Raw genomic sequence first — 22,223 nt, 5'->3', positions numbered from 1 at the left:
CGGCCAGTAAGCCACAACGGAGAGGGCGGCACGACGGAGACAGGTTTGACGATCATGGAGTTGCCTACGCTATGTGACCATCTGGGGGGTTCGTGTCCGTTGTGCCCGCGTCCATCATCGACCCGATCCGTGAGGAGTTCCTGAGGCTGATCCCTGCCCGGCCCGATTCGCACCCGCTGGGGTGCCACAACCCGCGGATCGCGGACGCGGTCGTGTTCGACCGGCTTGTCCTGGCGCTGGTCTCGGGGATGGGCTACGAGAGGGTCGCTGACCGGGCCTGTTCGGCGACCACGATCCGCCGGTGGCGGGACGAGTGGATCGAGTCCGGTGTCATCGGCCACCTGCTCCTCGCGGTACTGCGAGCGTACGACCAGATGGTGGGCCTGGAACTCGATGACCTGGCCGCGGACGGGTGCATTACCAAGGCACCCTCGGGCGGCCAGTGCGCGGGGAAGTCTCCGGTAGACCGGGGCAAGCAGGGCACCAAGCGGTCCCGGCTGACCGACGGATACGGGATACCCATGGTGACGGTGCCCGCCACCGCGAACGTTCGCGACCACACGCTGCTCTGCGAAACCCTCGACGAGTTCACCGAGTTGACAGACCGCCTAGACAATGCACCGCAGAACCCGGCACTGAGCCTAGACGCCGGCTACGACTACCAGCCCGTCCACACCGCCCTGGCCGAACGCGACATCAGGCCACGCATCGGCAAGCGCGGCACGAAGACGCCGATCCAGACCGACGGCCGCTGGGTGGTCGAGCGCACAAACTCCTGGATGAACAACTTCGGCAAGCTTCGCCGCAGCACCGAGCGGCGACGCGCATGCACCGAGTTCTTCCTTGCTCTGGCCACAGCCATCATCACCGTCCGTAGCCTGATCCGACGAGCCTGGTACACCCACCGGTGGGACACCCGACCGCGCAGTCCCCGCATCCGATAGCCCAGCTCAACACCTACTGGCGGACGCTCTAAGAGCGTTCGTCATCTCCGCTACCAGTGCTCAGCGCTGCCGTCCTCTCCCGGCTCACCCCCGTTCCTCCGCGGCGCTCCCGCCGACCTGGCCCTCCCGCGTCTCGCGGACGGCGTACGAGCCGAGGGTGCCCTCCAGCCGGTCGAAGGCCCGGACGGCCGAGGGGCGGACGGCGGCGGCGATGGCGGCGTGGTCCTCGCCGGCCAGGGTGCGGCGGAAGACCTCGGCGAGCACGGCCCGGTCGACGGCGGCGAGCAGGGCGGCGGCGACCCGGCTCTCGAAGTCGACGGGTATCGCGTGCACGGCCTCGGCGAGCGCCTCGGCGAGTGCGGTCTCGCTCAGTTCGTGCAGTTCGCGCAGTCGTGCGCCGAGGGCGGGGCTCTCGGCGACGGTACGGGCGAAGTCCGTTCCGGAGAAGCCGAGTCGGGGGTCGTGGCGGTCGAGCCCGGCCAGGCAGTCGCGGCGCAGCGCGGCGAGGGCGGACTCGCCGGGGGCGCGCTCGGCGACGGTCCGGGCGAGCCGGCCGGCGAGTTCCTCGTGCAGGTCGAAGAAGAGGTCCTCCTTGCGCGGGAAGTGGTTGGTGACGGTCATCTTGGCGACCCCGGCCGCGGTCGCGACCTCGGCGATGGTCGTGCGGTCGAAGCCGCGCTCGATGAAAAGCCTGGTCGCGGCGTGCGAGATCGCCTCGCGGGTGCGGCGCTTGTTGAGCTCGCGGAGGTTCGGAGCGGTCCCGGTGTCGGTCATGGCGGTGAGCCTAGCGCAGTTCGCTGGGTCGGGCACAGTAATTAGGCTTGACCTAATTGATGGGTCCGTCCTAAGTTCTTCCTCGGCGGCCGGAGCGGCTGCCGAGGAACGAGCCTGGGGAGGGCGCATGACCGTCTCGGTCGCGAGGAGGGGCAGGCCGGGGGCGGCCCGGTCGACGAGGCCGGAGCCGTTGCCGCCGGGCCTGATGAGGACGGGGGTGGTGCTCGCGCTGGGCCCGGTCATGGCGCTGCTGGACACCACGATCGTGAACGTCGGCATCGATGCCGTCACCCGTGAGCTGCACAGCTCGGTGGCGGCGGTGCAGTGGGTGGCGACGGGATACCTGCTGGCGATATCGCTGACCATGCCGCTCTCGGGCTGGGCCGCCAGCCGGTTCGGGGCCCGCCGGGCCTGGCTGGCCTCGGTGGTGCTGTTCGTGCTCGGGTCCGCCCTGTGCGGCCTGGCCTGGTCGACGGGGAGCCTGATCGCCTTCCGGGTGCTGCAGGGCGTCGGCGGCGGGATGATCCAGCCGCTGGGGCAGGCGATCATGGTGCAGGCCGCCGGGCCGTCCCGGATCGGCCGGGTGATGGGCACGCTGCTGCTTCCGATCAGTCTCGCTCCCGTCCTGGGGCCGGTCCTCGGCGGGCTGGTGCTGGAGCACCTGGACTGGCGCTGGATGTTCCTGCTGAACGTGCCGGTCGGGCTGGTGACGGTGCTGCTGGCGGCGCGGTGGCTCCCGGCCGCGGAGCGGTCCGAACTCCCGGCGCCCAGGCTGGACGTGACGGGCCTGGCGCTGCTGTCGCCCGGTCTGACCGCCCTGGTCTACGGGCTCGCCACGATCGGCGAGGGCGGCGCGGTCGGCCGGGTGGCGGCCGCGGCGGGGGCGGTGCTGCTGGTGGCCTACGGGTGGCACGCGCTGCGGGTCGGGCGCGGTGCGGGCCGGGCCCCGCTGATCGACCTACGGTTGTTCGCCCGGCGGGGCTTCGCGGTGGCGACGGCGAACAGCTTCCTGCAAGGGGCCGTGCTGTACAGCTCGATGTTCCTGGTGCCGCTCTACTACCAGCAGGTGGAGCACACCGACGCCGTCGCGGCCGGGCTGCTGCTCGCGCCGCAGGCGCTCGGCACGGCGGTCACCTCGCTGCTCTCCGGCCGAATAGCCGACCGGGTCGCGCCGCGCCCGCTGATCCTGCTCGGCATCGGCTGCTCGCTGCTCGGCACCCTCGCCTTCACCCAGCTGGGGCGCGGCTCCGGCCCGGCGGACTGGCTGGTCGTCGGCTCGCTGGCGCTGCGCGGGGTGGGCATGGGGATCATCGTGATCCCCGGCATGGCGGCGGTGTACGGGAGCGTCGACAAGGCTCAGGTGCCCGCTGCCGCCGGCGCGGTGAACGTGCTCAACCGGCTCGGCGGAGCGCTCGGTACGGCGGTGCTGACACTGGTCCTCCAGCGCGCACAGGCGGGGCGGCCGGGCCTTCCCGGCGCGGCCTTCGGCACGACCTTCTGGTGGGTGCTGGCCCTGTCCGCGCTCTCGATCGCGCCGGCCCTGCTCTACCCGGGCGCCGCCCGCGGGGCGGCCTGACCGAAGATCATTCCGCAGTTCCCTTCCGAACCACGACCTTGGAGGTACCCGTGTTCACCAAGCACCCCGGCGGCCTGCGTCTGCTCACCGTGCACGCCCACCCCGACGACGAGTCCAGCAAGGGGGCGGCCACCCTCGCCCGCTACGCCGCGGAGGGCGTGGACGTCCTGGTCGCCACCTTCACCGGAGGCGAGCGCGGGTCGGTGCTCAATCCGGAGCTGGACCGCCCGGAGGTCCGCGCCGACCTCACCCGGATCCGGCGCGAGGAGATGGCGGCCGCGCGCGACATCCTCGGCGTGCGGCAGCGGTTCCTCGGCTTCGTCGACTCCGGGATGCCGGGCCCGGACGAACCGCTGCCGGAGGGCTGCTTCGCCGCCCAGCCGGTGGAGGTCGCGGCGGCGCCTTTGGTCGAGCTGATCCGGGAGTTCCGTCCGCACGTCCTGATCACCTACGACGAGACCGGCGGGTACCCGCATCCGGACCACGTGATGACCCACCGGGCCGCCGTGGAGGCCTTCGAGGCCGCCGCCGATCCGAAGTGCCACCCGGAGGCCGGCGAACCCTGGCAGACGGCGAAGCTCTACTACCACCTGGCGCTCTCCCGGCCCTGGTTCCAGACGATCCACGACGCCATGACGGAGCGTGGCATCCCCTCGGCGATGGGTGAACTGCTCGCCGGGTGGCCCGATACCCCGCCCGCCCTCGCGACCACCACCCGGATCGCGTGTGCCGAGCAGTTCGCCGTCCGGGACGCGGCGATGCTGGCGCACGCCACCCAGGTCCAGCCCGGGGTGGCCTTCATGGCCCACTCGCGGGACGTCGAACGCGAGGTCTGGCCGACGGAGGACTACCACTTGGCGCGCAGCTTCGCGGCCGGTCCCGAAGGCGCCGGAGGTGCCATCGGGGCGGGTGCGGTGGAGGCCGACCTGTTCGCGGGGCTGCGGGTCGGCCGGAACGCCGGGGAGGAGGAGATGAGCGATCGGTCCTGAGCGGGAGGGCCTTGAGTCCGGCAGGCCTTGAGCCGGGCGTCCGAAGCCGGGGTAGGCCGCAGGGGCAGGGGCAGGGGCAGGGGCAGGGCAGGGGCCGCCGGGGCCGGGAGCCGCTCAGAGCGCTGCCAGCACCCCGCAGAGCGCGAGGAGGCCGCAGATGCCGAAGTTGACCAGCTTGTGCGAGAGGAAGATCGCCGCGAACTCGCGGATGGTCGCGCTCGGCCAGTAGTACCGGGCGGTGGGCGAGCCGAAGACGTGCCCGTTCACGCCGGTCCTGCGGGCGGTCAACGCGGCCCGGAAGGCGTGGAAGTTGTTGGTCACCACGACGCAGCGGTAGTCGGGCTTGGCCTGCTCCATGATGGCCCGGCTGAACAGCAGGTTCTCCTCGGTGGTGCGCGAGCGGTCCTCCCGCTCGATGTGCTCGGCGGGGAAGCCGCGTTCGACCAGGTAGTCGGCCATGGCGTGGGACTCCGGCAGCTTCTCGTCCGGGCCCTGGCCACCGGAGGTGATCAGCACCGGCGGGTTGCCGCGCGCGGCCTGGGCCTCGTACACCTCGCGGCCCCGGTTGAGCCGGCTGGCCAGCAGTGGCGGCACGCGTTCGCCGCCGATCAGCCCGGAGCCGAGGACGACCACGAAGTCGACGTCCCGGCGGGGCCGGTGGCGGCCGTACAGGAAGGCATAGCCGACGAAGCAGACGAAGAGGAAGGAGATGTAGCCGACCACCAGGACGGCGGTGCCCGCCAGGATCGCGAGCCGCGGTGAGTGGGTGACGATGGCGGCGCCCAGCAGCGCGATCACGGCGATGATGCCGAGCCCGGCCAGCAGGGACAGCAGGTTGGCCGGACGGGTGCCCTCCTTGCGGATCATCGTCACGCCGTTGGCGAGCAGGAACCAGACCAGGGCCACCGTTCCGACGGTGGGCAGCAGGACGATCGCCACGGCTGCGAGCTCCGCCACCAGTGTGGGTGCTTTGCGGAGTTCGGCGACCAGGGCGAGCGCGAGGAGCGAGACGGCGATGCCGAGCAGCACGGCGTTGCTGAACTGGCGTCGGTCGCGCAGTACCCCGATTCCGAACAGGAGGAAGAACAGCGCGGCTGGAGCGTAGGCGAGCATGGTTCGTATCGTAGGGGGAGGCTTGGAGAGGTGGATCAGGCGAAGCGGTCGACGGCCGCGCGGAGGGCTTCGGCCATCTTCGGACTGCCGGTGTGTCCGGCCTCGTCGATCACCGTCAGCTTCGCCTCCGGCCAGGCCTCGGCCAGGTGCCAGGCGGTGTCGAGAGGGCCGCCGAGGTCGAGCCGTCCGTGGATCAGCTCGCCCGGGATCCCGGCCAGCCGGCCGGCGTCGCGCAGCAGTTGGTCGTCCGGGAGGAAGGCCCGGTGCGAGAAGTAGTGCGCCGTGATCCGGGTGAAGGCCATCAGGGCGTCGGAGGGGCGGTCCGAGTAGGCGTTCGGCTTGCCGAGCACCTCGTGCGAGATCACCGCGTCCTCCCAGGCGGCCCAGGCGCGGGCGGCGGCCCGACGGGTGCCCTCCTCCGGGCTGTTGAGCAGCCGGCTGTAGGCGGAGAGCAGGTCGAACACGTCGCCGTCCCGGTCGGCGGCGGGCAGGAAGTCGCGGAACTCCGCCCACGGGCCCGGCAGGAAGCGGCCGACGCCCTGGTACAGCCACTCGACCTCGGCCGGGCGGGTCGTGGTCACCCCGCAGAGCACGATCGCGGAGACCCGCTCCGGGTGGGCCTGCGCGTACGCCAGGATCAGGGTGGAGCCCCAGGAGCCGCCGTACAGGAGCCACTTGTCGATGCCCAGGTGCTCGCGCAGCCGTTCCAGGTCGGCGACCAGGTGGGCGGTGGTGTTGTGCTCCAGCCCGGTCGACGGGTCGGCGGCGTGCGGCAGGCTGCGTCCGCAGCCGCGCTGGTCGTACTGGACGACACGGTAGCGCTGCGGGTCGAAGTACCGCCGGCTGCCCGGGTTGTGGCCCGATCCTGGCCCGCCGTGCACCACCACGGCGGGCCTCCCGCCGGGGGCGCCGGAGGTGTTCCAGTGGATCCGCTGCCCGTCGCCGACGTCCAACAGGCCCCGTGCGTAGGGTTCGTCGTGCTGGTACGGCTCGGACATCGGGGACTCCTCCGTGGACGTTCGGACGGGGCGCCGGGTGAGCCTACCCGCTGTCGGGCGGGGCGGAGTCCGGAATTCGGAGCCCGGTATTCGGGGCCCGGTATCCAGCGTCCGGTGGTCAGAGTCCGATGCTCAGAGTCCGATGTTCAGTCCGAAGGCGGTGTCGAAGGAGGCGTAGCCGACGCAGAGGATCAGCCAGAGGCCGAGCGCGCCCGCGATCCCGGCGGTGACCCGGCCGAGCCGGGTGCGCTGTTCCTTCGGCCGGCGCCGGTGGCGGATGCCGTGGACGAGACCGCACAGGCCCGCCGCGGCGAGTGCGTAGGCGGCGGCCGGGCTGGTCCGGTGGAGCGTCTGGGCGAGGAAGAAGGCGCCCGCCAGGGAACCCGTGGTGAGTGCGAGGAGCAGCACGCCGCCGACGGTTTCGAGGACGAACTCGCCGAGGCAGCCGGCCGAGTCGCGGGCCAGGCCGGTCGAGAGGCCGGTGGCCAGCCCGACCTGACCGTTGGGGACGGGTGTCGGGTCCCCGGGCTGATGCCCGCCCGGCTCCGAGCCCGGCTCCGAGCCCGTCTCTGCGCCCGTCTCTGCGCGAGGCCCCGCGCCCGTCTCTGCCCCCGGTTCCTGTGCTGCCTGGTCCCCGGCCATGCCCCACCCACTCCTTTGCCCACCCTTTACCCGGTGGGTAGCGTAGCGGATCCTCGTGGCGGCGCCGCAGGTCAGCGGTGGTCCGGCGGCAGCAGGGCGGCCAGTCCGTCGAGGATGCGCTCGACGCAGAACTCGAACCGGACGTCGAGGTTCGGCTCGGTGAGGTCGGCGGCGAGTGCGACCAGGTTGGGGAAGTCCTCGACGGGCAGTGCGCGGAAGCGCTCCCGGACCTCGGTGACGACGTCCAGTCGGCTGGCGCCCTGGGCCTCGGCGGCCGACAGCGGCGACTGTTCCTGGAGGACGAAGCCCTGGACGAAGGAGCTCAGCAGGTAGGTGGTCAGGGCGGCGTGGGTGTCGGAGAACCCGGCCTCGCGCAGGCGGTCCAGCTGGTCGTCCAGCAGTCCGAGCATGTGCGGTCCCGGTGCGAGGCGTCCGGCCATCACCTTGGCGGCGTCTCGGTTCTCGTGCAGCAGCCGACGGTAGTTCCAGCAGTATCCGCGCATCTGGACCCGCCAGCCGCCTTCGCGGGGCGGGGGCTCGGCCGAGGCGATGATCGCGTCGTTGAGCAGGTCGAGCAGCTCTTCCTTGTTGCGGACGTGCCAGTACAGCGAGGCGGCCTTGACGCCGACCTCGGCGGCGACCTTGCGCATGGACAGTCCGGCCAGGCCGTCCCGTTCCAGCACGCGGAGCGCCGCCTGGGCGAGGGCTTCCCTGGTCAGGGCGGGGGGCGTGGCGTGGTGCGCCGGTGCGGCGCTGTCGTTCTCCGGCACGGCTGTGCGGACACCTCCGGGTGCGGCTGCGGAATCCCGTTTGCAATCTAACACCGTTAGGGGCACTCTGTGGGCACCGGACCCGCCCCTAACGGTGTTAGGGGCTCAGGCGTGGGAGGGAACCCATGGAAGGAACGAGCGCCCGCCGCAAGCGGCTCGCGCTACTGACGCTCTGCGTGGCCATGTTCATGGCCATGCTGGACAACGTCGTCGTCAACGTCGCCCTGCCCCGCATCGGGCAGGACCTGGACGCCGGGATCAGCGGCCTCCAGTGGGTCGCCGAGGGCTACAGCCTGGTCTACGCCGCCCTCGTGCTGACCGGCGGCGCCGTGGGCGACCGCTACGGCCGCACCCGGATGTTCGTGCTGGGGCTGGGCCTGTTCACGGCGGGCTCCGCCGTGGCCGCGCTCGCCGGGACGATCGAGGTGCTGGTCGGCGGCCGGATGGTCCAGGGCGTGGGCGCCGCGCTGCTCACCCCGGGCAGCCTCACCCTGCTGGGCCACGTGTTCACCGACGAGCGCGAGCGCACCAGGGCCATCGGCCTCTGGTCGGGGGTGTCCGCACTGGGCCTGTCGGTCGGCCCGGTGATCGGCGGCCCCATGGTCGAACACCTCGGCTGGGCCAGCGTGTTCTGGATCAACGTGCCGATCGGCGTGGTCGGCGTGGTGCTCGCCGCCAAGGTCCTCCCGGGCATCCCGCCGCGGGCCCGGCGGATCGACTTCGGGGGCTTCGCGCTCTCCGCGGCGGGCCTCGGGCTGCTGGTGTACGCCCTGGTCGAGGGACCGTCACGGGGTTGGAGCGACTCCCTGGTGGTCGGCTGCGGCGCCGCCGCGCTCGCCCTGCTGGTCGCCTTCCTGCTGCTCGAACTACGCCTGGCCGAGCCGATGCTGGAGCTGCGGCTGTTCCGGGACAGTGCGCTGAACGGAGCGCTGCTGAGCGGCTTCATGGTCAGCTTCGGGATGTTCGGGGCGCTGTTCTTCCTGCCGCTGATGATGCAGGGCGTGCTCGGCTGGTCCCCCTCCGGCGCGGCCTACGGCGGGCTGCCGATGACCGCCATGCTGGTGGTGGCGGGCCCGCTGTCCGGCCGGCTGGCGGCCCGGTACGGCCCCCGGCTGCCGATGGTGCTCGGGCTCGCGCTCTGCGCGGTCGGCCTCGGCGGGCTGTCGCTGTACGGCGACCACGCCCACTACGTCGAGTACCTCTGGACGCTGTTCACGCTGGGCTTCGGGATGGGTCTGACCTTCACCCCGATCTCGATCGCGGTGCTCCGGCGGGTCGCTCCGGCCCGGACGGGGATGGCCTCGGCGACCGTCAACACCCTGCGCGAACTCGGCGGCGTGCTCGGGATCGCGGTGCTCGGCGCCGTCCTGACCAACCGGATGACGGACGAGCTGACCTCGGCCCTGCACCGGCTCGGTGTCCCTGCCGGGGCGGTGGGGCCGATCGCGGACGCGTCCACCGGTGCCGCGCACGGCGGTGGCGGCCCGGCCGGAACGCTGCCCGCACCCGTCCAGCAGGCGGTGGACGGCGCCTTCGTCGACGGCATCCACCTCGCACTGCGCTGCGGATCGGCCGCACTGGCCGTCACCGCCGTGCTGGTCGCGGTGCTGCTGGGCCGGGCCCGCCCGATCGCCCAGGCCGACCCCGGCGCAGCGCAGGCGGAAGAGCTGGCCGGGGCGAACCGGTAGCTCCGGTCGGCCGGGGCCCGGTCAAGCAACGCCTCGGTCGAGCAGCGCCTCGGTCGAGCAGCGCCCTGGTCGAGCGGTGCCCCGGTCGGGTGCTCCCGGACCGTTCTGACGCGCCCGGGGCCCCACCGGCTCAGCGGATCCCCTCCACCGCGGCCTGGGCCGCCCGGGCCAGCTCCCGCCGGGCCCCCGACCGGGTGGGCTGCGGTCCGGGCGGCGGGATCGGCGGCAGGAAGGTGACCTCGGCGACCAGCCCGCGCACCGCGACCACCCGGGCGAGCGAGGTGAGCAGTCCGTCGTCGCCGATGAAGGCGGGCGCGCTGGTCGGCCGCCCGTCCGCGAGCCGGTAGCGGATCGTCACCGGCTGGACGAAGGCGCCGGCCTCCACCGCGGCCTGGAACAGCGCGGGCCGGAAGCGCCCGCTCTCCCGCCCGCACCAGGTCGACCCCTCCGGGAAGACGATCACCGGGTGTCCGGAGCGCAGCACCTCGGTCACCGCCGCCACGGTGTCCGGGAGCGTGCGCAGCCGGTCGCGGTCCAGGAACACGGTGCCGCCCCAGGCGACCAGGGGCCCGAGCACCGGCCACCGCCGGACCTCGGTCTTGGCCAGCGACCGCCCGGGGCGACCGGCCGCGAGCAGCGGGATGTCCAGCCAGGAGACGTGGTTGGCGACCACCAGCGCCCCGTCGGCGCCGACCGCCCGGCCGTCCCGGCTCCGGGCGGAGCCGCTCCGGAGGAAGTCGCCCGCCCCGGTCCGCCCGTCCGCCCGGGTCCGCCCGTCCGCCCGGGCCTGTCCGTCCGCCCCGCCCGCCCCGGCCGTCCCGCTCCGCCCGGCTGCCCCGGGCGCCCGGGCCGTGCCGAGGTGGACGGTCACCCCGAGGGAGCGCAGCACCACCCGCGCCCAGAGCCGGATCAGCCGGTCCCGGGCGCCGTACGGCAGCAGCCGCACCGGCAGGGTGAGCAGCACGCCGACCGCCACCGCCACCAGGCAGGCGGTCAGCCGCAGTACGCGCCGGGGGTGCGAGACCTCCGGTGCGCGCTCGCCCAGGCAGGTCTCCGGCCGGCAGGGCGCGGTCGGCAGCCAGACGCTCATGACGAACTGCCCGGGGCGGTAGTTCCGGACAGGAAGTGCCGCAGGTAGCGCGGGTCGGTGCGCTCCAGCGACAGCAGGACGTACAGGTCGGCGCAGTCGAAGTCCGGGTCGTGGGCGGGCTCGCCGCAGACCCAGGCGCCGAGCCGCAGGTAGCCGCGGAGCAGGGCGGGCAGGGCGCCGCGCTCGGCGCGCGGCACGCCGGTGGCGTCCCAGCGGCGGTGCGGGGTGACCCGGTACTCCGCCGGGGCCAGGTACTTGGCGCTGACGGTGTCCCAGACCCGGGCCGCGGTGGCACCGCCGTCCGCCAGGTCGATGGAGCAGCAGCCGCCGACCCAGGTGTTGCCGGTGTCGGCGAGGTAGCGGGCGATGCCGCCCCACATCAGGTTGATGACGGCGCCGTTGCCCCGGTGCTCGGGGCTGATGCAGGAGCGGCCGAGCTCGACCAGGCCGGGCCGGACGGGGGCCAGCGCGGAGAGGTCGAACTCGCCGTCGGAGTACAGCCGTCCGGCCCGGCGGGCGGCTTCGGGGCGGAGCAGCCGGTAGGTGCCGACGACGGGCCCGTCCTCGCCCTCGCGGACCAGCAGGTGGTCGCAGTACTCGTCGAAGGGGTCGACGTCGAGTCCGGCGACGGGGCTGTGCAGGACGGCGCCGAGCTCGGCGGCGAAGACCTGGTGGCGCAGCCGCTGGGCGGCGCGCACGTCGTCCTCGTCGCGGGCGAGGGAGACGGTGTAGGCGGTGGGCGCCGGGGCCGGCCGGGTGCGGGGCGCGGGGACCGCCGGGGTGTCGTGGGTGGGGGCGACTGCGGACGGAGCGTACGTGGGGACGGTGGTCATGGCGGACCCTCCAGGGCAGCACGATCGGCGGTGCCGTGGATCGCCAGGGCACCGTCCCGGCCCGCTGGGGTCGTGCATCGGGCGCGGACCGGTCCCCGTATGTGTCTCCAAGCCGGTTGGCATTCACGTTGCGGGCCGGAGGAGCGCAGATGTGCACCTGTTGAATGGGACCACCCAGGGCGGGCCTTGGCCTGTCGGTCATCTGCCCGGCACCGGGCGGTCGTTCGTCCGGGGTGGACAACGGGGGCGCGCACCTGATGCGTACGCGCCCCCAGCCGGTGCGCCGAACCGGCGCTCCGAGGCTCAGAGCCGCGGTCCGCTCCCAGCCGGTGCGCCGAGGGTCGGTCCCAGGGCCGCCCCGAGGGTCAGAAGGCCCGCCAGCCCGCCGGGTCGACGCCGCCCGGGACGGCGTCGGCCGGCCCGTACGGTTCGCGGGTGTAGACGAAGGAGCCGACGTCCAGGTGGCTGACCGTGCCGTCGGGGTGCCGGACCACCCGCAGGGTCTCGCCCGCGTAGTAGCGGTCGAGGCCCAGCCAGGTGCCGTCCGGCTGCGGCCGGAAGCGGGAGCCCCGGCCCGCGCCGGTCAGCGGGGTCAGTTCCAGGACGCCCTCGGCGCGCAGCCGCAGGGCGTTGGGCGCGGCGCCCCAGTACCAGGGCCCGGTGAGGGCCAGCAGCTCCTCGTCGACCTCGGGCAGCGGGCGCCAGGCCTCGGGCAGCCGGGGCTCGTGGGCGGCCGTGATACCGATCAGCTCGGCGGTCAGCCGGCCGGTGCCGGCACCGGTGGCGTTGGACAGCGCGAAGGCGGCCAGGCCGTCCTCGGGGCTGATCCACAGGCAGGCCGTGAAGCCGGGCATCGAGCCGGTGTGGCCGTACAGCACCCGGCCCTCGTGGCGGGACAGTTGCACGCCGAGGCCGTAGGCGGAGGTCCACTCGGCGTCCTCCGGGCCGACCTCGGGGCGGCGCATCTCGGCGAGGGTGTCGGTCTTGAGCACCTTGTCGTCACCGGCCGCGAGGAAGGCGGCCCAGCGGGCCAGGTCGGCACCGGTGGACCAGAGTTGACCGGCGGGGGCCATCAGCCCGGTGTCGGTGAGGGGCTCGGGGAGCATGACGTCGGCCCACGGGTGGACGGCGAAGCCCCCGGCGTGCGGGTGCTCGGGCAGCAGGGTGGTGCGGTCCATGCCGAGCGGGGCCAGCACCTCTCGGCGCAGCACCTCGCCCCAGGGCTCGCCGCGCAGCCGCTCGACCAGGGCGCCGAGCAGCGCGTAGCCGGGGTTGGAGTAGTGGTGGCGGCGCCCGGCCGGGTGCTTGAGCGGGCCGGACTCCTCCAGCAGGCCGTCGAGTTCGGGCCGCAGGCCGCCGTCGGTCCGCTCCCACCAGGGCCCGGGCGTCTCGGCGGCGAGCCCGCCGGAGTGGGCGAGCAGCTGGGCGACGGTGAGGTCGTCGGCCGGGGTGCCGGGCAGGTGGCGGCCGAGCGGGTCGGCGAGGTCGAGCAGGCCCTCGTCGCGCAGCCGCAGCACCAGTACCGCGGCGAAGGTCTTGGTGAGCGAGCCGATCCGGTACTGGACGTCCAGGTCCGGTGCGTGCCCCTCGATCATGCTGCGGGCGCCGGTCCACACCAGCCGGCCGTCCCGCACCACGCCCGCCACCATCGAGGGGGTGCGGCCCTCGGCCTGGGCGACGGCGGTGCGGTGCAGCAGGGCGCGGGCGGTGGTGGGCAGCAGCGGGTCGGGCAGGTCGGTGAGATGATCACTGTTCGGCATGCCCGGACAGTAGCCCAGCCGGCCCGGGAACCCGGCCGAATATCCGCTCGGCCCGGCACATCCGTCCGGCCCGGCACATCCGCTCGGCCCGGCCGACTACCCGCTCAGCCCGGCAGCGGCGGCAGCTCCGGCCGCTCCAGCCACGCCTCGAACAGCGGGCCGAGCGGGGCCGTGGTGTACCGGGAGGTGTGCGCGAGGAGGTCGCCGGTGGTGACCACGCCGTGCCGGTTGACGCCGGCCCAGTCCCGCAGCATCGCGAAGAACGCGTCCTCGCCGAGCGCCCGCCGCAGCGCGTGCACGACCAGGCCGCCGCGCTGGTACAGCCGGTCGTCGAACATCAGCCGGCGGCCCGGGTCGCCGAGCCGGAGGTCCTGCGGCAGCCCGGCCAGCAGCCGGTGCGCGGCGGCGGCGTGCACGGCCGCGGCCGGGCCCCCGGCGTGCTCGGACCAGAGCCACTCCGCGTACTTGGCGAAGCCCTCGTTCAGCCAGATGTACCGCCAGTCGGCGATCGTGACGCTGTTGCCGAACCACTGGTGGGCCAGCTCGTGGGCGATCAGCCGCTCCCGCTCCCAGCCGCCGCCGAGGTGGTTGGTGCCGAAGGTGGCCACGCCCTGCGCCTCCACCGGGACGTCCAGTTCCTCGTCCGCGACCACCACCGCGTACTCGCCGAACGGGTACGGCCCGAAGACCTCGGCGAAGTGGGCCATCATCGCGGGCTGCCGGGCGAAGTCCCGGGTGAAGTCCCCGACCAGCCGCTCCGGCACGTACCCGGTCTGCGGCACCGACGGCCGGGCGGCCAGCGGCACCGCCCGGTAGTGCCCGATCGAGACCGTCACCAGGTACGGCGAGGTCGGCGCGCTCTGCTCGTACACCCAGGTGGTGCTGGACGCCCGGGTGGTCCGGGTGAGCAGCCGTCCGCCGCTCAGCACCGTGAACGGGGACGGCGTGGTGACCGCCACCTGGTACGTCGCCTTGTCCGCGGGCCGGTCGTTGCACGGGAACCAGGACGGCGCGCCGACCGGCTGGCTGGCCACCAGCGCGCCCTCGGTCAGCTCCTCCCAGCCCAGGCCGCCCCACGGGCTGCGCACCGGGCGGGGGTTGCCGGTGTAGTGCACCTCGACGGTGAACGCCGCACCCGCCGCGAGCGCCTTCGCCGGGCGGATCCGCAGCTTGCCGCCGCGGTGGGTGTAGCGGGCGGCCTTGCCGTCGACCAGCACCCGGCCGATCCGGAACTCGGCCAGGTCGAGCGCGAACTCGGCCAGGGCCGTATCCGCGACCGCGCTCAGCCGGGCCGAGGCGGCCAGCCGGTTGGGCCCGGGCCGGTAGTCCAGCGCGAGTTCGTAGCGGTGCACCCGGTAGCGGTGGTCGCCGCTGGCGGGGAAGTACGGGTCCGGACCGGCGGCGGCCGGCGGGGCGTGCTTGGGCTTCACGGGGGCGGGCGCTTCCTGCGGGCCGGGACGGGTGGGGGTGGTCGTACCAGCGGTCGTACCGGCGGTGGTACCAGCGGTCGTACCAGGGGGAGGGGTGGTCACGACGTGGTCTGCCACGCCTCGATGGGGTTGCCCAGCCACCGCGTGTCCGCGGGGACGGACTCGGCCCGCATCACCAGCGAGGCCGGGCCCAGCGTGCTGCGCTCGCCCACCGTGCTGCCGGGCAGCACGATCCCGCCCGGGCCCAGGGTGGCGCCCTCGCGGAGGACCACAGTATCCATCCGCATGATCCGGTCGTGGAAGAGGTGGGTCTGCACCACGCAGCCCCGGTTCACGCTGACCCCGTCGCCGAGGGTGACCAGGTCCGCCTCCGGCAGCCAGTAGCTCTCGCACCACACGCCGTGCCCGACCTTGGCGCCGAGCGCGCGCAGCCACAGGTTCAGCACCGGGGTGCCCGGTACCGCGCCGACCAGCCAGGGCACCGCCAGCACCTCGACGAAGGTGTCGGCGAGCTCGTTGCGCCACACGAAGCCGCTCCACAGCGGGTGCTCCACCGCCCGGAACCGGCCGACCAGCAGCCACTTCGCGGCCACCGCCACCAGGCAGGCCACCCCGCCCGCCGCCAGCAGCACCAGGCCGGACAGCAGCGCCGCCGTCAGCGGGGAGCCGTCCGCCAGCCAGGACAGCGCCGCCACGGTCAGCAGGCCCAGCGCCCCCGAGGCGAGCACCGGCAGCAGCCGGGCCAGCTCGACCAGCCCGCGCGCCCAGCGCAGCCGGGCCGGCGGCTCGTAGGTCAGGCTCTGGTCCGCCCGGTCGGCCGCGCGCGGCAGCCGCACCGGCGGCATGCCCAGGTAGGAGCTGCCCTTCTTCGCCTTCGCCGGCGTCGCCGACAGCACGCCCACCAGGCCCCGCTTGGGCACCGAGCGGCCCGGCGCGGTCATCCCCGAGTTGCCGAGGAAGGCCCGGTCGCCGACCTTCGCCTCGCCCAGGCGCATCCAGCCGCCGCCCAGCTCGTACGGGGCGATCAGGGTGTCGTCGGCCAGGAACGCGCCGTCCCCGACCGTGGTCAGGCTGGGCAGCGCCAGCACCGTGGACACCTCGGCACCCCGGCCGACCCGCATCCCCAGCGCCCGCAGCCACAGCGGGGTGACCAGTCCGGCGTACAGCGGGAAGAGCACCTCGCGGGCCCGGTCCATCAGCTGGCTGACCGTCCACGCCTGCCAGCTGACCCGGCCGTGCAGCGGGTGCACCCCGGGTACCAGGCCGGTGCTCAGCACCCGGACCAGCACCACCAGCTGCGCCGCGTACAGCGCGCCGTACGCCAGGGTGGCGGGCAGCAGGCCGAGCAGGGCGCCGCCGAGCGCCGGGCCGAGGCCCGCGCCCTGCTCGACGAACCGGGAGAGTACGGCGACGGCGGCCGCGGCGGGCAGGACCGGCAGCAGGCCGAGCAGGGCGTCGCCGGCGCCGTACAGCGCGGCCCAGACGGGCCGGCGCACGGGAGTCTCGGCCGGCCAGGACCACTCGGCCCGGCCCAGCTTGACGGCGGGCGCGCCGCCCCAGCGCTGGCCGGTCGGCACCTGGCCGGTGACGCTGGAGCCGGGCAGCACCTGGGCGCGCTTGCCGACCCGGGCACCGGGCAGCAGCGTCGAACGGGTGCCGACCACCGCGTCGGCGCCGACCTTGATCTGGCCGACCTCCAGCCGGTCGCCGTCCAGCCAGTGACCGGAGAGGTCGACCTCGGCCTCGACGGCGCAGCCCCGGCCCAGCTTGAGCATCCCGGTCACCGGCGGCAGCGAGTGGAGGTCCACCTCCTTCGCGACCTTGGCGCCCAGCACCCGGGCGTAGGGGACCAGCCAGGCGCCGGACAGCTCGGTCGCGCCGCTCAGCTCGACGAGCCGCTCGGCCGCCCACAGCCGCAGGTGCACGCCGCCGCCGCGCGGGTAGCTGCCGGGGCGCAGACCGCGCAGCAGCAGCCGGGCTCCGCCGGCCCCGATCGCCAGCCGGCCCGGCGAGCTGTACAGCAGCAGCGCGCCCGCACCGACCGCCCACCAGGAGGCGGTGGGCGCCCACGGGTAGTCGCCGACGTGCGCGAGCAGGTTCCCGGCGGCCAGCAGGGCGACCGTCCAGCGCAGGCCGACCACGGTGAACAGCGGGACCAGCAGGAGCAGCTGGAGCAGCTTGGCCCTGGTCGGCACCAGGGTGACGGTACGGGTCTCGCCGTCGGCGGTGGCCGTGCGCTCCAGGTGGCGGGCGAGCTTGCGCAGCGTCGGGTGCTGGTAGATGTCCAGCACCGCGGCGTTCGGGTAGCGGGTGCGCAGCAGGGTGGTCAGCCGGGCGGCGGCCAGGCTGCCGCCGCCGATGGCGAAGAAGTCGTCCCGGGCCCCGGCCACCTGCACGCCGAGGATCTCCGACCACTGCTCGGCCAGCCAGGCCTCGGTGCCGTACAGCCGCTCGCCCGGCCCGGCGGCCTCCAGCTCGGGCAGCGGCCAGGGCAGGGCGTTGCGGTCGACCTTGCCGGAGGTGCGGGTGGGCAGGGTCTCGACCGGGGCGAGCAGCGGCACCAGGGCGGCGGGCAGCTCGGCGCGCAGCCGCTCCACGGCCTGCTCGCGGTCGAAGCCGTCCTGGACCACCAGGTAGCCGACCAGCAGCTGGTTGCCGCCGCGCGCGGTCCGTACGGCCGCGGCCGCGCCCGCCACACCGGGCAGCGCCTGCAGCGCGGCGTCCACCTCGCCGAGCTCGATCCGGCGCCCGCCGAGCTTGATCTGCTCGTCGGTGCGGCCGAGGAACAGCAGGCCGGCCGGGTCTGCCTGGACCAGGTCGCCGCTGCGGTAGGCGCGCTCCCAGCCCAGCGAGGGCAGCGGGGCGTACTTCTCGGCGTCCTTCTCCGGGTCGAGGTAGCGGGCCAGGCCGACCCCGCCGATCACCAGCTGCCCGGTGCCGCCGGGCGCGACCGGCTGCCCGGCCTCGTCGACCACGGCGAGGTCCCAGCCGTCCAGCGGCAGGCCGATCCGGACCGGGCCGTCACCGGTCAGCAGGGCGGCGCAGGCGACCACGGTGGCCTCGGTCGGGCCGTAGGTGTTCCACACCTCGCGGCCCTCGGTGACCAGGCGCTGCACCAGCTCGGGCGGGCAGGCCTCGCCGCCGAAGATCAGCAGCCGGACCTCGTTGAGCGCCTCCGCGGGCCACAGCGCCGCCAGGGTCGGGACGGTGGAGACCACGGTGATCTCCTGCTCGGCCAGCCAGGGGCCCAGGTCGGCGCCGCTGCGCACCTGGGAGCGCGGGACGGGCACCAGACAGGCGCCGTGCCGCCAGGCCAGCCACATCTCCTCGCAGGAGGCGTCGAAGGCGACCGACAGTCCGGCCATCACCCGGTCGCCGGGGCCGATCGGCTCCTCCTGGAGGAAGAGCGCGGCCTCGGCGTCGACGAAGGCGGCGGCGTTGCGGTGGGTGACCGCGACGCCCTTGGGCCTGCCGGTCGAGCCGGAGGTGAAGATGATCCAGGCGTCGTCGGTGGGGGAGGGGCGGCGCTCCCGGGCGGGCGTGCGCTCCGCGGTGCTGGTCGGGGCGCGCTCGGCGGTGCCGGTCAGGGCGCGCTCGGCGCCGAGCACGGCGGCGACGGCGGCCTCGCCGAAGACCAGCTGGGCGCGCTCGTCCGGGTCCTCGGCGTCCACCGGGACGTAGGCGGCGCCGGCCGCGAGCACGGCGAGGATCGAGACGTACAGGTCGTTGGTGCCAGAGGGCACCCGGACGCCGACCCGGTCGCCCGGGCCGATCCCGGCGGCGGCCAGGCGGCGGCGCAGCTGCTCCACCTCGGCGGCCAGGGCCCGGTAGCTGAGCACGGTGCGCCCGTCGTCGAGGGCCGGCTCGTCGGGGTGGGCGCGCACGGTGGCGTCCAGGACGTCGACCAGGGTGCGCGGGGCGGCGGCCGGGCGGCCGGGGAACAGGGCCCTGGGCGGCGCGGCGGGGGCCGGGGCGGAGTCCGTCCCCGGCTCCGTCCCTGGCCCCGGCGCGGGCTGCGGCGCGGGCCGCGGTGGCGTGGCGTTCTGCTTCGGGTGGCTCGGTTCAGCGGTCATGGCAGCCCGTGCGCTCCTCTGTCCTCGCCCCGTTCCTACCGATGTCCGGCCCCTGGGGCGGCGGGATCACCTGTTCGACGGGTGACCCCGCTCCGGGGCCGGAGCGGACAACCCGACCGATGGTAGCCCCGGGGCGGCGAACCGGCAGTGGGCAGTAGAAGGGTCAACTTCGCCTTGAACGGCCGAATCTGACGTCATGTCAGCTGACAACTGATGCCCGTTCGTGTCGATGTGACGATTCGTCAGTCGAATTGACGGATCGTCAGGTCAGTTTTCCGATCGTGACCCATGCCACAGGAAATGCTGCTCTGTTCGGGTGGCGGGCCGGCCAGGCCGGGCCTGGCGGACCGGATCCGGCCCGCCAGGGGGGCGGACGGTCAGCGGAAGAGGTGCAGGTGCTCGCCGAGGAAGGCCGCCAGGCTGCGCGGGGAGCGTCCGGTCAGGCGGATGAAGGTGTCGTCCGGCACCTCCTTGCGGACCACCGCGAGCTGCTGGATCTCCACCACGTGGGCGGCCAGCCAGTCCGGCATCCCGGCCCGGCCGACCAGGTGGGCGTGCAGCTCGCCGGGCGCCAGGTCGAGGTAGCGGACCGGCCGGCCCAGCAGCTCGCCCAGCAGTGCGGCGAGTTCCGGGTAGCTGTAGGCGCGCCCGCCGGTGAGCGGGTAGCTGCCGCCGGCCAGCTCCGGGCGGGTCAGTACCTCGGCCGCGGCGTCGCCGATGTCCCGGACGTCCACGTAGTTGCACCGGGCCTGCCCCATCGCGCCGTGCAGCACCCCGCCGGCCGCCACGCCGGGCGCCAGGAGCAGCAGCTTCTGCAGGAAGGCGTACGGCCGCAGGACGGTCGTGGTGACGCCCAGCGACCGCAGGTGCTCCTCGACCAGGTGGTGGCCCCGGGAGACGGCGACCGGGGAGTCCGGTTCGGCGGTGGGGGCGGACACCTTGACGATGTGCTCCACGCCGCAGTCGACGGCCGCCTCGATCGCGGCCAGTTCGTACTGCACCTGGTGCGGGCCGTTGGCCATGGTGAGGAACAACTGGTGCGCGCCCTGGAACGCCCGGCGCAGCGAGGCCGGGTCGGCGGCGTCGGCCGGGAGGGTGGTGGTCCGGGCGAGCGTGTGGTCGTCCAGCGCGGCGGCCAGTCGGGCGGGGTCGCGGCTGAGGGCGCGGGTCGGTGCGCCCAGGGCGGCCAGGCTGCGCAGGGTGGCACCGCCGGTGGCGCCTCCGGCGCCCATGATGACGATCATGATGTCTGCCTTTCGGGTCGGGGGGTGGTCGTGTTGCCGGGGAGTCGGTGCTGCGGTTCCCGGGTGGGCCGGCTGCCGCGCCAGCGCCAGGTGGTGATGGTCGCGGCGATCGCCGAGGAGACCGGCAGGTCGACCGGCAGTCGCCGCGGCCAGGGGCTGTCGGCGAGCGCCGGGAGGTGCGGGAGGTGCGGCAGGTGCGGGAGCCAGCGCGCGGCGGCCAGGCCGACGGCGAGGCCGAGTGCGGCGGCGAGCAGCCCGGAGGCGGCGGCCGCGAGTGCCCGGGGCGTCCGGGGCGGCGCGGGCCGGGCCGGGCGGCGGCGGAGTACGGCGCCGAGCGCGGCGGCCACCAGGGCGGAGGTGCCGCCGATGGTGGTGAAGGCGGCGACGATCAACTGGGGCTGCCGGGTGACGGCCCCGCCGATCGCGGCGCTGACGGCGGGCATCGCGTAGGAGGTCAGGACCTCCCGCCACAGGACGAAGGGCGGGGGTGCCCCGCGGGCCTTCTTGCTCACGGTTGCTCCTCGATGGATGTGGTGAGGCGCCTAAGTATGTGTACTTAGGTACCTAACTATGACGGTGAAGAGAAGGCGGACCGCTCGGCGGCCCGCCTCGGGCTCGGGTGGTGCGGGGCGTCAGTCCTCGGTGAGGGCGTCGATGCCCGCGACGACCCGGGCCAGCAGGTCCAGAAAGGTCGCGCGCTCCTCGACGCTGAGGCCGCCCACCAGCGACTGCATCCGGGCGAAGTGCTCGGGCGCGAGTTCGCGCAGTCGGTCGGCGCCGCGCGCGGTCAGGATCACCACGTTGCCGCGGCCGTCCTCGGTCGACGGCCGACGGACCACCAGCCCCTCCCGCTCCAGCCCGTCGACCAGGCCGGTCACGGTCGCCCGGGAGACCCCGAGGGTCGCCGCGAGCTGGGACGGCGACTTCTCGCCGCCGTGGTCCTCCAGGTCCGCCAGCAGCCGGTACCGGCCGGTCGAGAGGCCGAACCGCCCGAAGTGCACCTCCCCGGCCTGCCCGAGCCGCGCCCCCGCCGCCATCAGCCGGGCCGCGACCAGGATCGCCTGCGGATCGGCCGACAGGCCGTAGCGGGCGATCTGCCGGCGGGCCTGCTCGATGCTGGGGGCGGTGGGACCGGTCTCAGGGTGCTGCGTCATGAAAGTAATATGGCACCTCATCAGTTTCTGGTCAAGCCGCCCCGGTCACCCGTGCCCGGGAGGGCCCCTTCGGGTGGTCAGTGCCCGGTCAGTGCTCGGCGCAGGCGGGTCAGCCAGTCCTGGGCCGCGCCCCGGACCCAGGGGTGCTGTGCCCGGAAGTCGTCCCAGGCCCCGGGCTGGAGGGAGAGGGTGTCCAGGTACAGGGTGGTCGTGCTCGCCGGGTTGCCGGGGCCGTGGCGGAACACCCGGTGCAGCAGCTGCGGGGAGGGGCCGGAGCCGGCGGCCTCCGCGAGCAGGACGGCGTCGTAGAGGTCCTTGGGCTTGGCGCGGCCCTGCGCGGCGGAGTCGGCATGCAGCCACAACAACTTCCAGGCGAGCGACAGCTCGCGGCTCGCGGTCCGCACGGGGGTCGGCGCAGCTCCGTCGCCCCGGGGGACGGCCGTCCACACGGGGGCCTCGGGCAGTTGCTCGTCGCGGGCGAAGTCCAGTCGCGCCTCGCCGGGCGGGAGGCCGTCGGCCCGCCAGGGGATGACCAGGCGGATGCCCGGGGTGTCGTACTCCGAGTAGGTCCAGTCGCCGTCGAGCCGGGCGGCGGCCGGGTCGAGGGTCAGCCCCGGGGCGGCCGTCGGCCGTTCACGTACCAGGTCGAGCAGGGGTCGGCCTCCGGTTCCGCCTCGTTGATCCAGTGCAGTCCTTCGGGGGCGACCACGGGGCGCAGACCGGGCGTGTCGAACTCCTCGAAGGCCCAGATCTCGTACCGGGCGGCACCGTCGGCGGCTTCCGGCCACTGCTGGACGGCTGCCGGTTCCGCCACGTACGGGTACGGGTGCCCGGGATCGACGGGGATCAGTGGCGGCGGCGGGACGATCCAGTCGAGGTCGGCGGGCTCCCGTGCGGTGTCCCCCACCCAGGCCGGCATCACCATGCTTCCGCGCAGCACCAGGGAGTCCCCCAGGGGGGAGGCGGCGACCAGGGCGAGGAGGTGGTCGAGGACGGCCCGGTGGGCCCGACGGTGCCCGGCGTGGTGCTCGAAGTCCCCCGTGTAACCCTTCACTTCCGCTGCTCCGTGCCTGCTCGTCCGTCCGGTCGTGGGGGGGGGGGGGGTGGGGGCCCCCCCCACACCCGGCGGGGCGGGCCGGGCCCCC

At 74.4% G+C, this 22,223-nt stretch carries 19 protein-coding genes; 4 read left to right on the top strand and 15 right to left on the bottom strand.

Annotated features, from left to right (window positions below; genetic code table 11):
• The first annotated feature begins 92 nt into the window (after positions 1–92).
• Complete coding sequence (locus ACFV8H_RS21760) at positions 93–944, top strand: IS5 family transposase (protein WP_380402312.1); 852 nt, start codon at positions 93–95, stop codon at positions 942–944.
• Between the two features lie 84 nt (positions 945–1,028).
• On the opposite strand, the gene ACFV8H_RS21755 is transcribed toward ACFV8H_RS21760, so the two are convergent.
• A complete protein-coding gene (locus tag ACFV8H_RS21755; protein ID WP_380402309.1) occupies positions 1,029–1,718 on the bottom strand; it encodes a TetR/AcrR family transcriptional regulator in 690 nt (229 codons plus the stop codon).
• Between the two features lie 217 nt (positions 1,719–1,935).
• Between ACFV8H_RS21755 and ACFV8H_RS21750 the strand changes: the two genes are divergently transcribed.
• Together ACFV8H_RS21750 and mca are read left to right on the top strand one after the other, a co-directional pair.
• Complete coding sequence (locus ACFV8H_RS21750; protein WP_380402306.1) at positions 1,936–3,294, top strand: MDR family MFS transporter; 1,359 nt, start codon at positions 1,936–1,938, stop codon at positions 3,292–3,294.
• A 50-nt stretch (positions 3,295–3,344) separates the two neighbouring features.
• Positions 3,345–4,283, top strand: a complete 939-nt coding sequence (mca, locus tag ACFV8H_RS21745; protein WP_380402304.1) for a mycothiol conjugate amidase Mca — start codon at positions 3,345–3,347, stop codon at positions 4,281–4,283.
• Between the two features lie 114 nt (positions 4,284–4,397).
• On the opposite strand, the gene ACFV8H_RS21740 is transcribed toward mca, so the two are convergent.
• The 4 genes from ACFV8H_RS21740 to ACFV8H_RS21725 all read right to left on the bottom strand — a co-directional run bounded on the left by ACFV8H_RS21740 (position 4,398) and on the right by ACFV8H_RS21725 (position 7,806).
• Positions 4,398–5,396, bottom strand: a complete 999-nt coding sequence (locus tag ACFV8H_RS21740; RefSeq protein ID WP_380402301.1) for a YdcF family protein — start codon at positions 5,394–5,396, stop codon at positions 4,398–4,400.
• 35 nt (positions 5,397–5,431) lie between these two features.
• A complete protein-coding gene (gene pip / locus ACFV8H_RS21735; protein WP_380402298.1) occupies positions 5,432–6,394 on the bottom strand; it encodes a prolyl aminopeptidase in 963 nt (320 codons plus the stop codon).
• 132 nt (positions 6,395–6,526) lie between these two features.
• Positions 6,527–7,036 carry a hypothetical protein gene (locus tag ACFV8H_RS21730; protein WP_380402295.1) on the bottom strand — a complete coding sequence of 170 codons (510 nt, stop codon included), beginning with the start codon at positions 7,034–7,036 and terminating at the stop codon, positions 6,527–6,529.
• A gap of 71 nt (positions 7,037–7,107) precedes the next feature.
• Positions 7,108–7,806 (bottom strand): TetR/AcrR family transcriptional regulator, encoded by a 699-nt coding sequence (locus ACFV8H_RS21725; RefSeq protein WP_380402292.1) that lies wholly within the window; start codon positions 7,804–7,806, stop codon positions 7,108–7,110.
• A 125-nt stretch (positions 7,807–7,931) separates the two neighbouring features.
• On the opposite strand from ACFV8H_RS21725, the gene ACFV8H_RS21720 reads away from it, so the two are divergent.
• Entirely contained in the window at positions 7,932–9,494 is a 1,563-nt protein-coding gene (locus ACFV8H_RS21720) for an MFS transporter (protein WP_380402289.1), read from the top strand.
• Positions 9,495–9,624: 130 nt separating this feature from the next.
• Here ACFV8H_RS21720 and ACFV8H_RS21715 read toward each other — a convergent pair whose 3' ends face one another.
• The 10 genes from ACFV8H_RS21715 to ACFV8H_RS21670 all read right to left on the bottom strand — a co-directional run bounded on the left by ACFV8H_RS21715 (position 9,625) and on the right by ACFV8H_RS21670 (position 22,132).
• Positions 9,625–10,584, bottom strand: coding sequence for a lysophospholipid acyltransferase family protein (locus ACFV8H_RS21715; protein ID WP_380402286.1), 960 nt, complete (start codon positions 10,582–10,584; stop codon positions 9,625–9,627).
• Positions 10,581–11,417: a GNAT family N-acetyltransferase gene (locus ACFV8H_RS21710; protein ID WP_380402283.1), complete on the bottom strand. Its 837-nt coding sequence runs from the start codon at positions 11,415–11,417 to the stop codon at positions 10,581–10,583. The genes ACFV8H_RS21715 and ACFV8H_RS21710 overlap by 4 nt, the downstream gene beginning before the upstream one ends.
• A 365-nt stretch (positions 11,418–11,782) precedes the next feature.
• Positions 11,783–13,177, bottom strand: coding sequence for a serine hydrolase domain-containing protein (locus tag ACFV8H_RS21705; protein WP_380402280.1), 1,395 nt, complete (start codon positions 13,175–13,177; stop codon positions 11,783–11,785).
• 104 nt (positions 13,178–13,281) lie between these two features.
• Positions 13,282–14,607 carry a M1 family metallopeptidase gene (locus tag ACFV8H_RS21700; RefSeq protein WP_380402277.1) on the bottom strand — a complete coding sequence of 442 codons (1,326 nt, stop codon included), beginning with the start codon at positions 14,605–14,607 and terminating at the stop codon, positions 13,282–13,284.
• A 98-nt stretch (positions 14,608–14,705) separates the two neighbouring features.
• Positions 14,706–18,680, bottom strand: a complete 3,975-nt coding sequence (locus tag ACFV8H_RS21695) for a Pls/PosA family non-ribosomal peptide synthetase (protein WP_380402274.1) — start codon at positions 18,678–18,680, stop codon at positions 14,706–14,708.
• 377 nt (positions 18,681–19,057) lie between these two features.
• The gene (locus ACFV8H_RS21690) at positions 19,058–19,924 is read right to left on the bottom strand and encodes an NmrA family NAD(P)-binding protein (protein ID WP_380402271.1); all 867 of its coding nucleotides are present in this window, start codon (positions 19,922–19,924) and stop codon (positions 19,058–19,060) included.
• Positions 19,921–20,436, bottom strand: a complete 516-nt coding sequence (locus tag ACFV8H_RS21685) for a hypothetical protein (RefSeq protein WP_380402268.1) — start codon at positions 20,434–20,436, stop codon at positions 19,921–19,923. Before ACFV8H_RS21685 ends, ACFV8H_RS21690 begins: the two co-directional genes overlap by 4 nt.
• A gap of 120 nt (positions 20,437–20,556) precedes the next feature.
• A complete protein-coding gene (locus ACFV8H_RS21680; protein WP_380402265.1) occupies positions 20,557–21,078 on the bottom strand; it encodes a MarR family winged helix-turn-helix transcriptional regulator in 522 nt (173 codons plus the stop codon).
• Between the two features lie 77 nt (positions 21,079–21,155).
• Positions 21,156–21,608 (bottom strand): nucleotidyl transferase AbiEii/AbiGii toxin family protein, encoded by a 453-nt coding sequence (locus tag ACFV8H_RS21675; RefSeq protein ID WP_380402493.1) that lies wholly within the window; start codon positions 21,606–21,608, stop codon positions 21,156–21,158.
• Between the two features lie 77 nt (positions 21,609–21,685).
• Complete coding sequence (locus ACFV8H_RS21670; protein WP_380402263.1) at positions 21,686–22,132, bottom strand: hypothetical protein; 447 nt, start codon at positions 22,130–22,132, stop codon at positions 21,686–21,688.
• Between the last annotated feature and the right edge of the window lie 91 nt (positions 22,133–22,223).

This window comes from Kitasatospora sp. NPDC059827 (assembly GCF_042731675.1).
GTDB lineage: Bacteria > Actinomycetota > Actinomycetes > Streptomycetales > Streptomycetaceae > Kitasatospora.
Note: the sequence above shows the minus strand (reverse complement) of the source record. Positions and strands in the feature narration are given on the sequence as shown.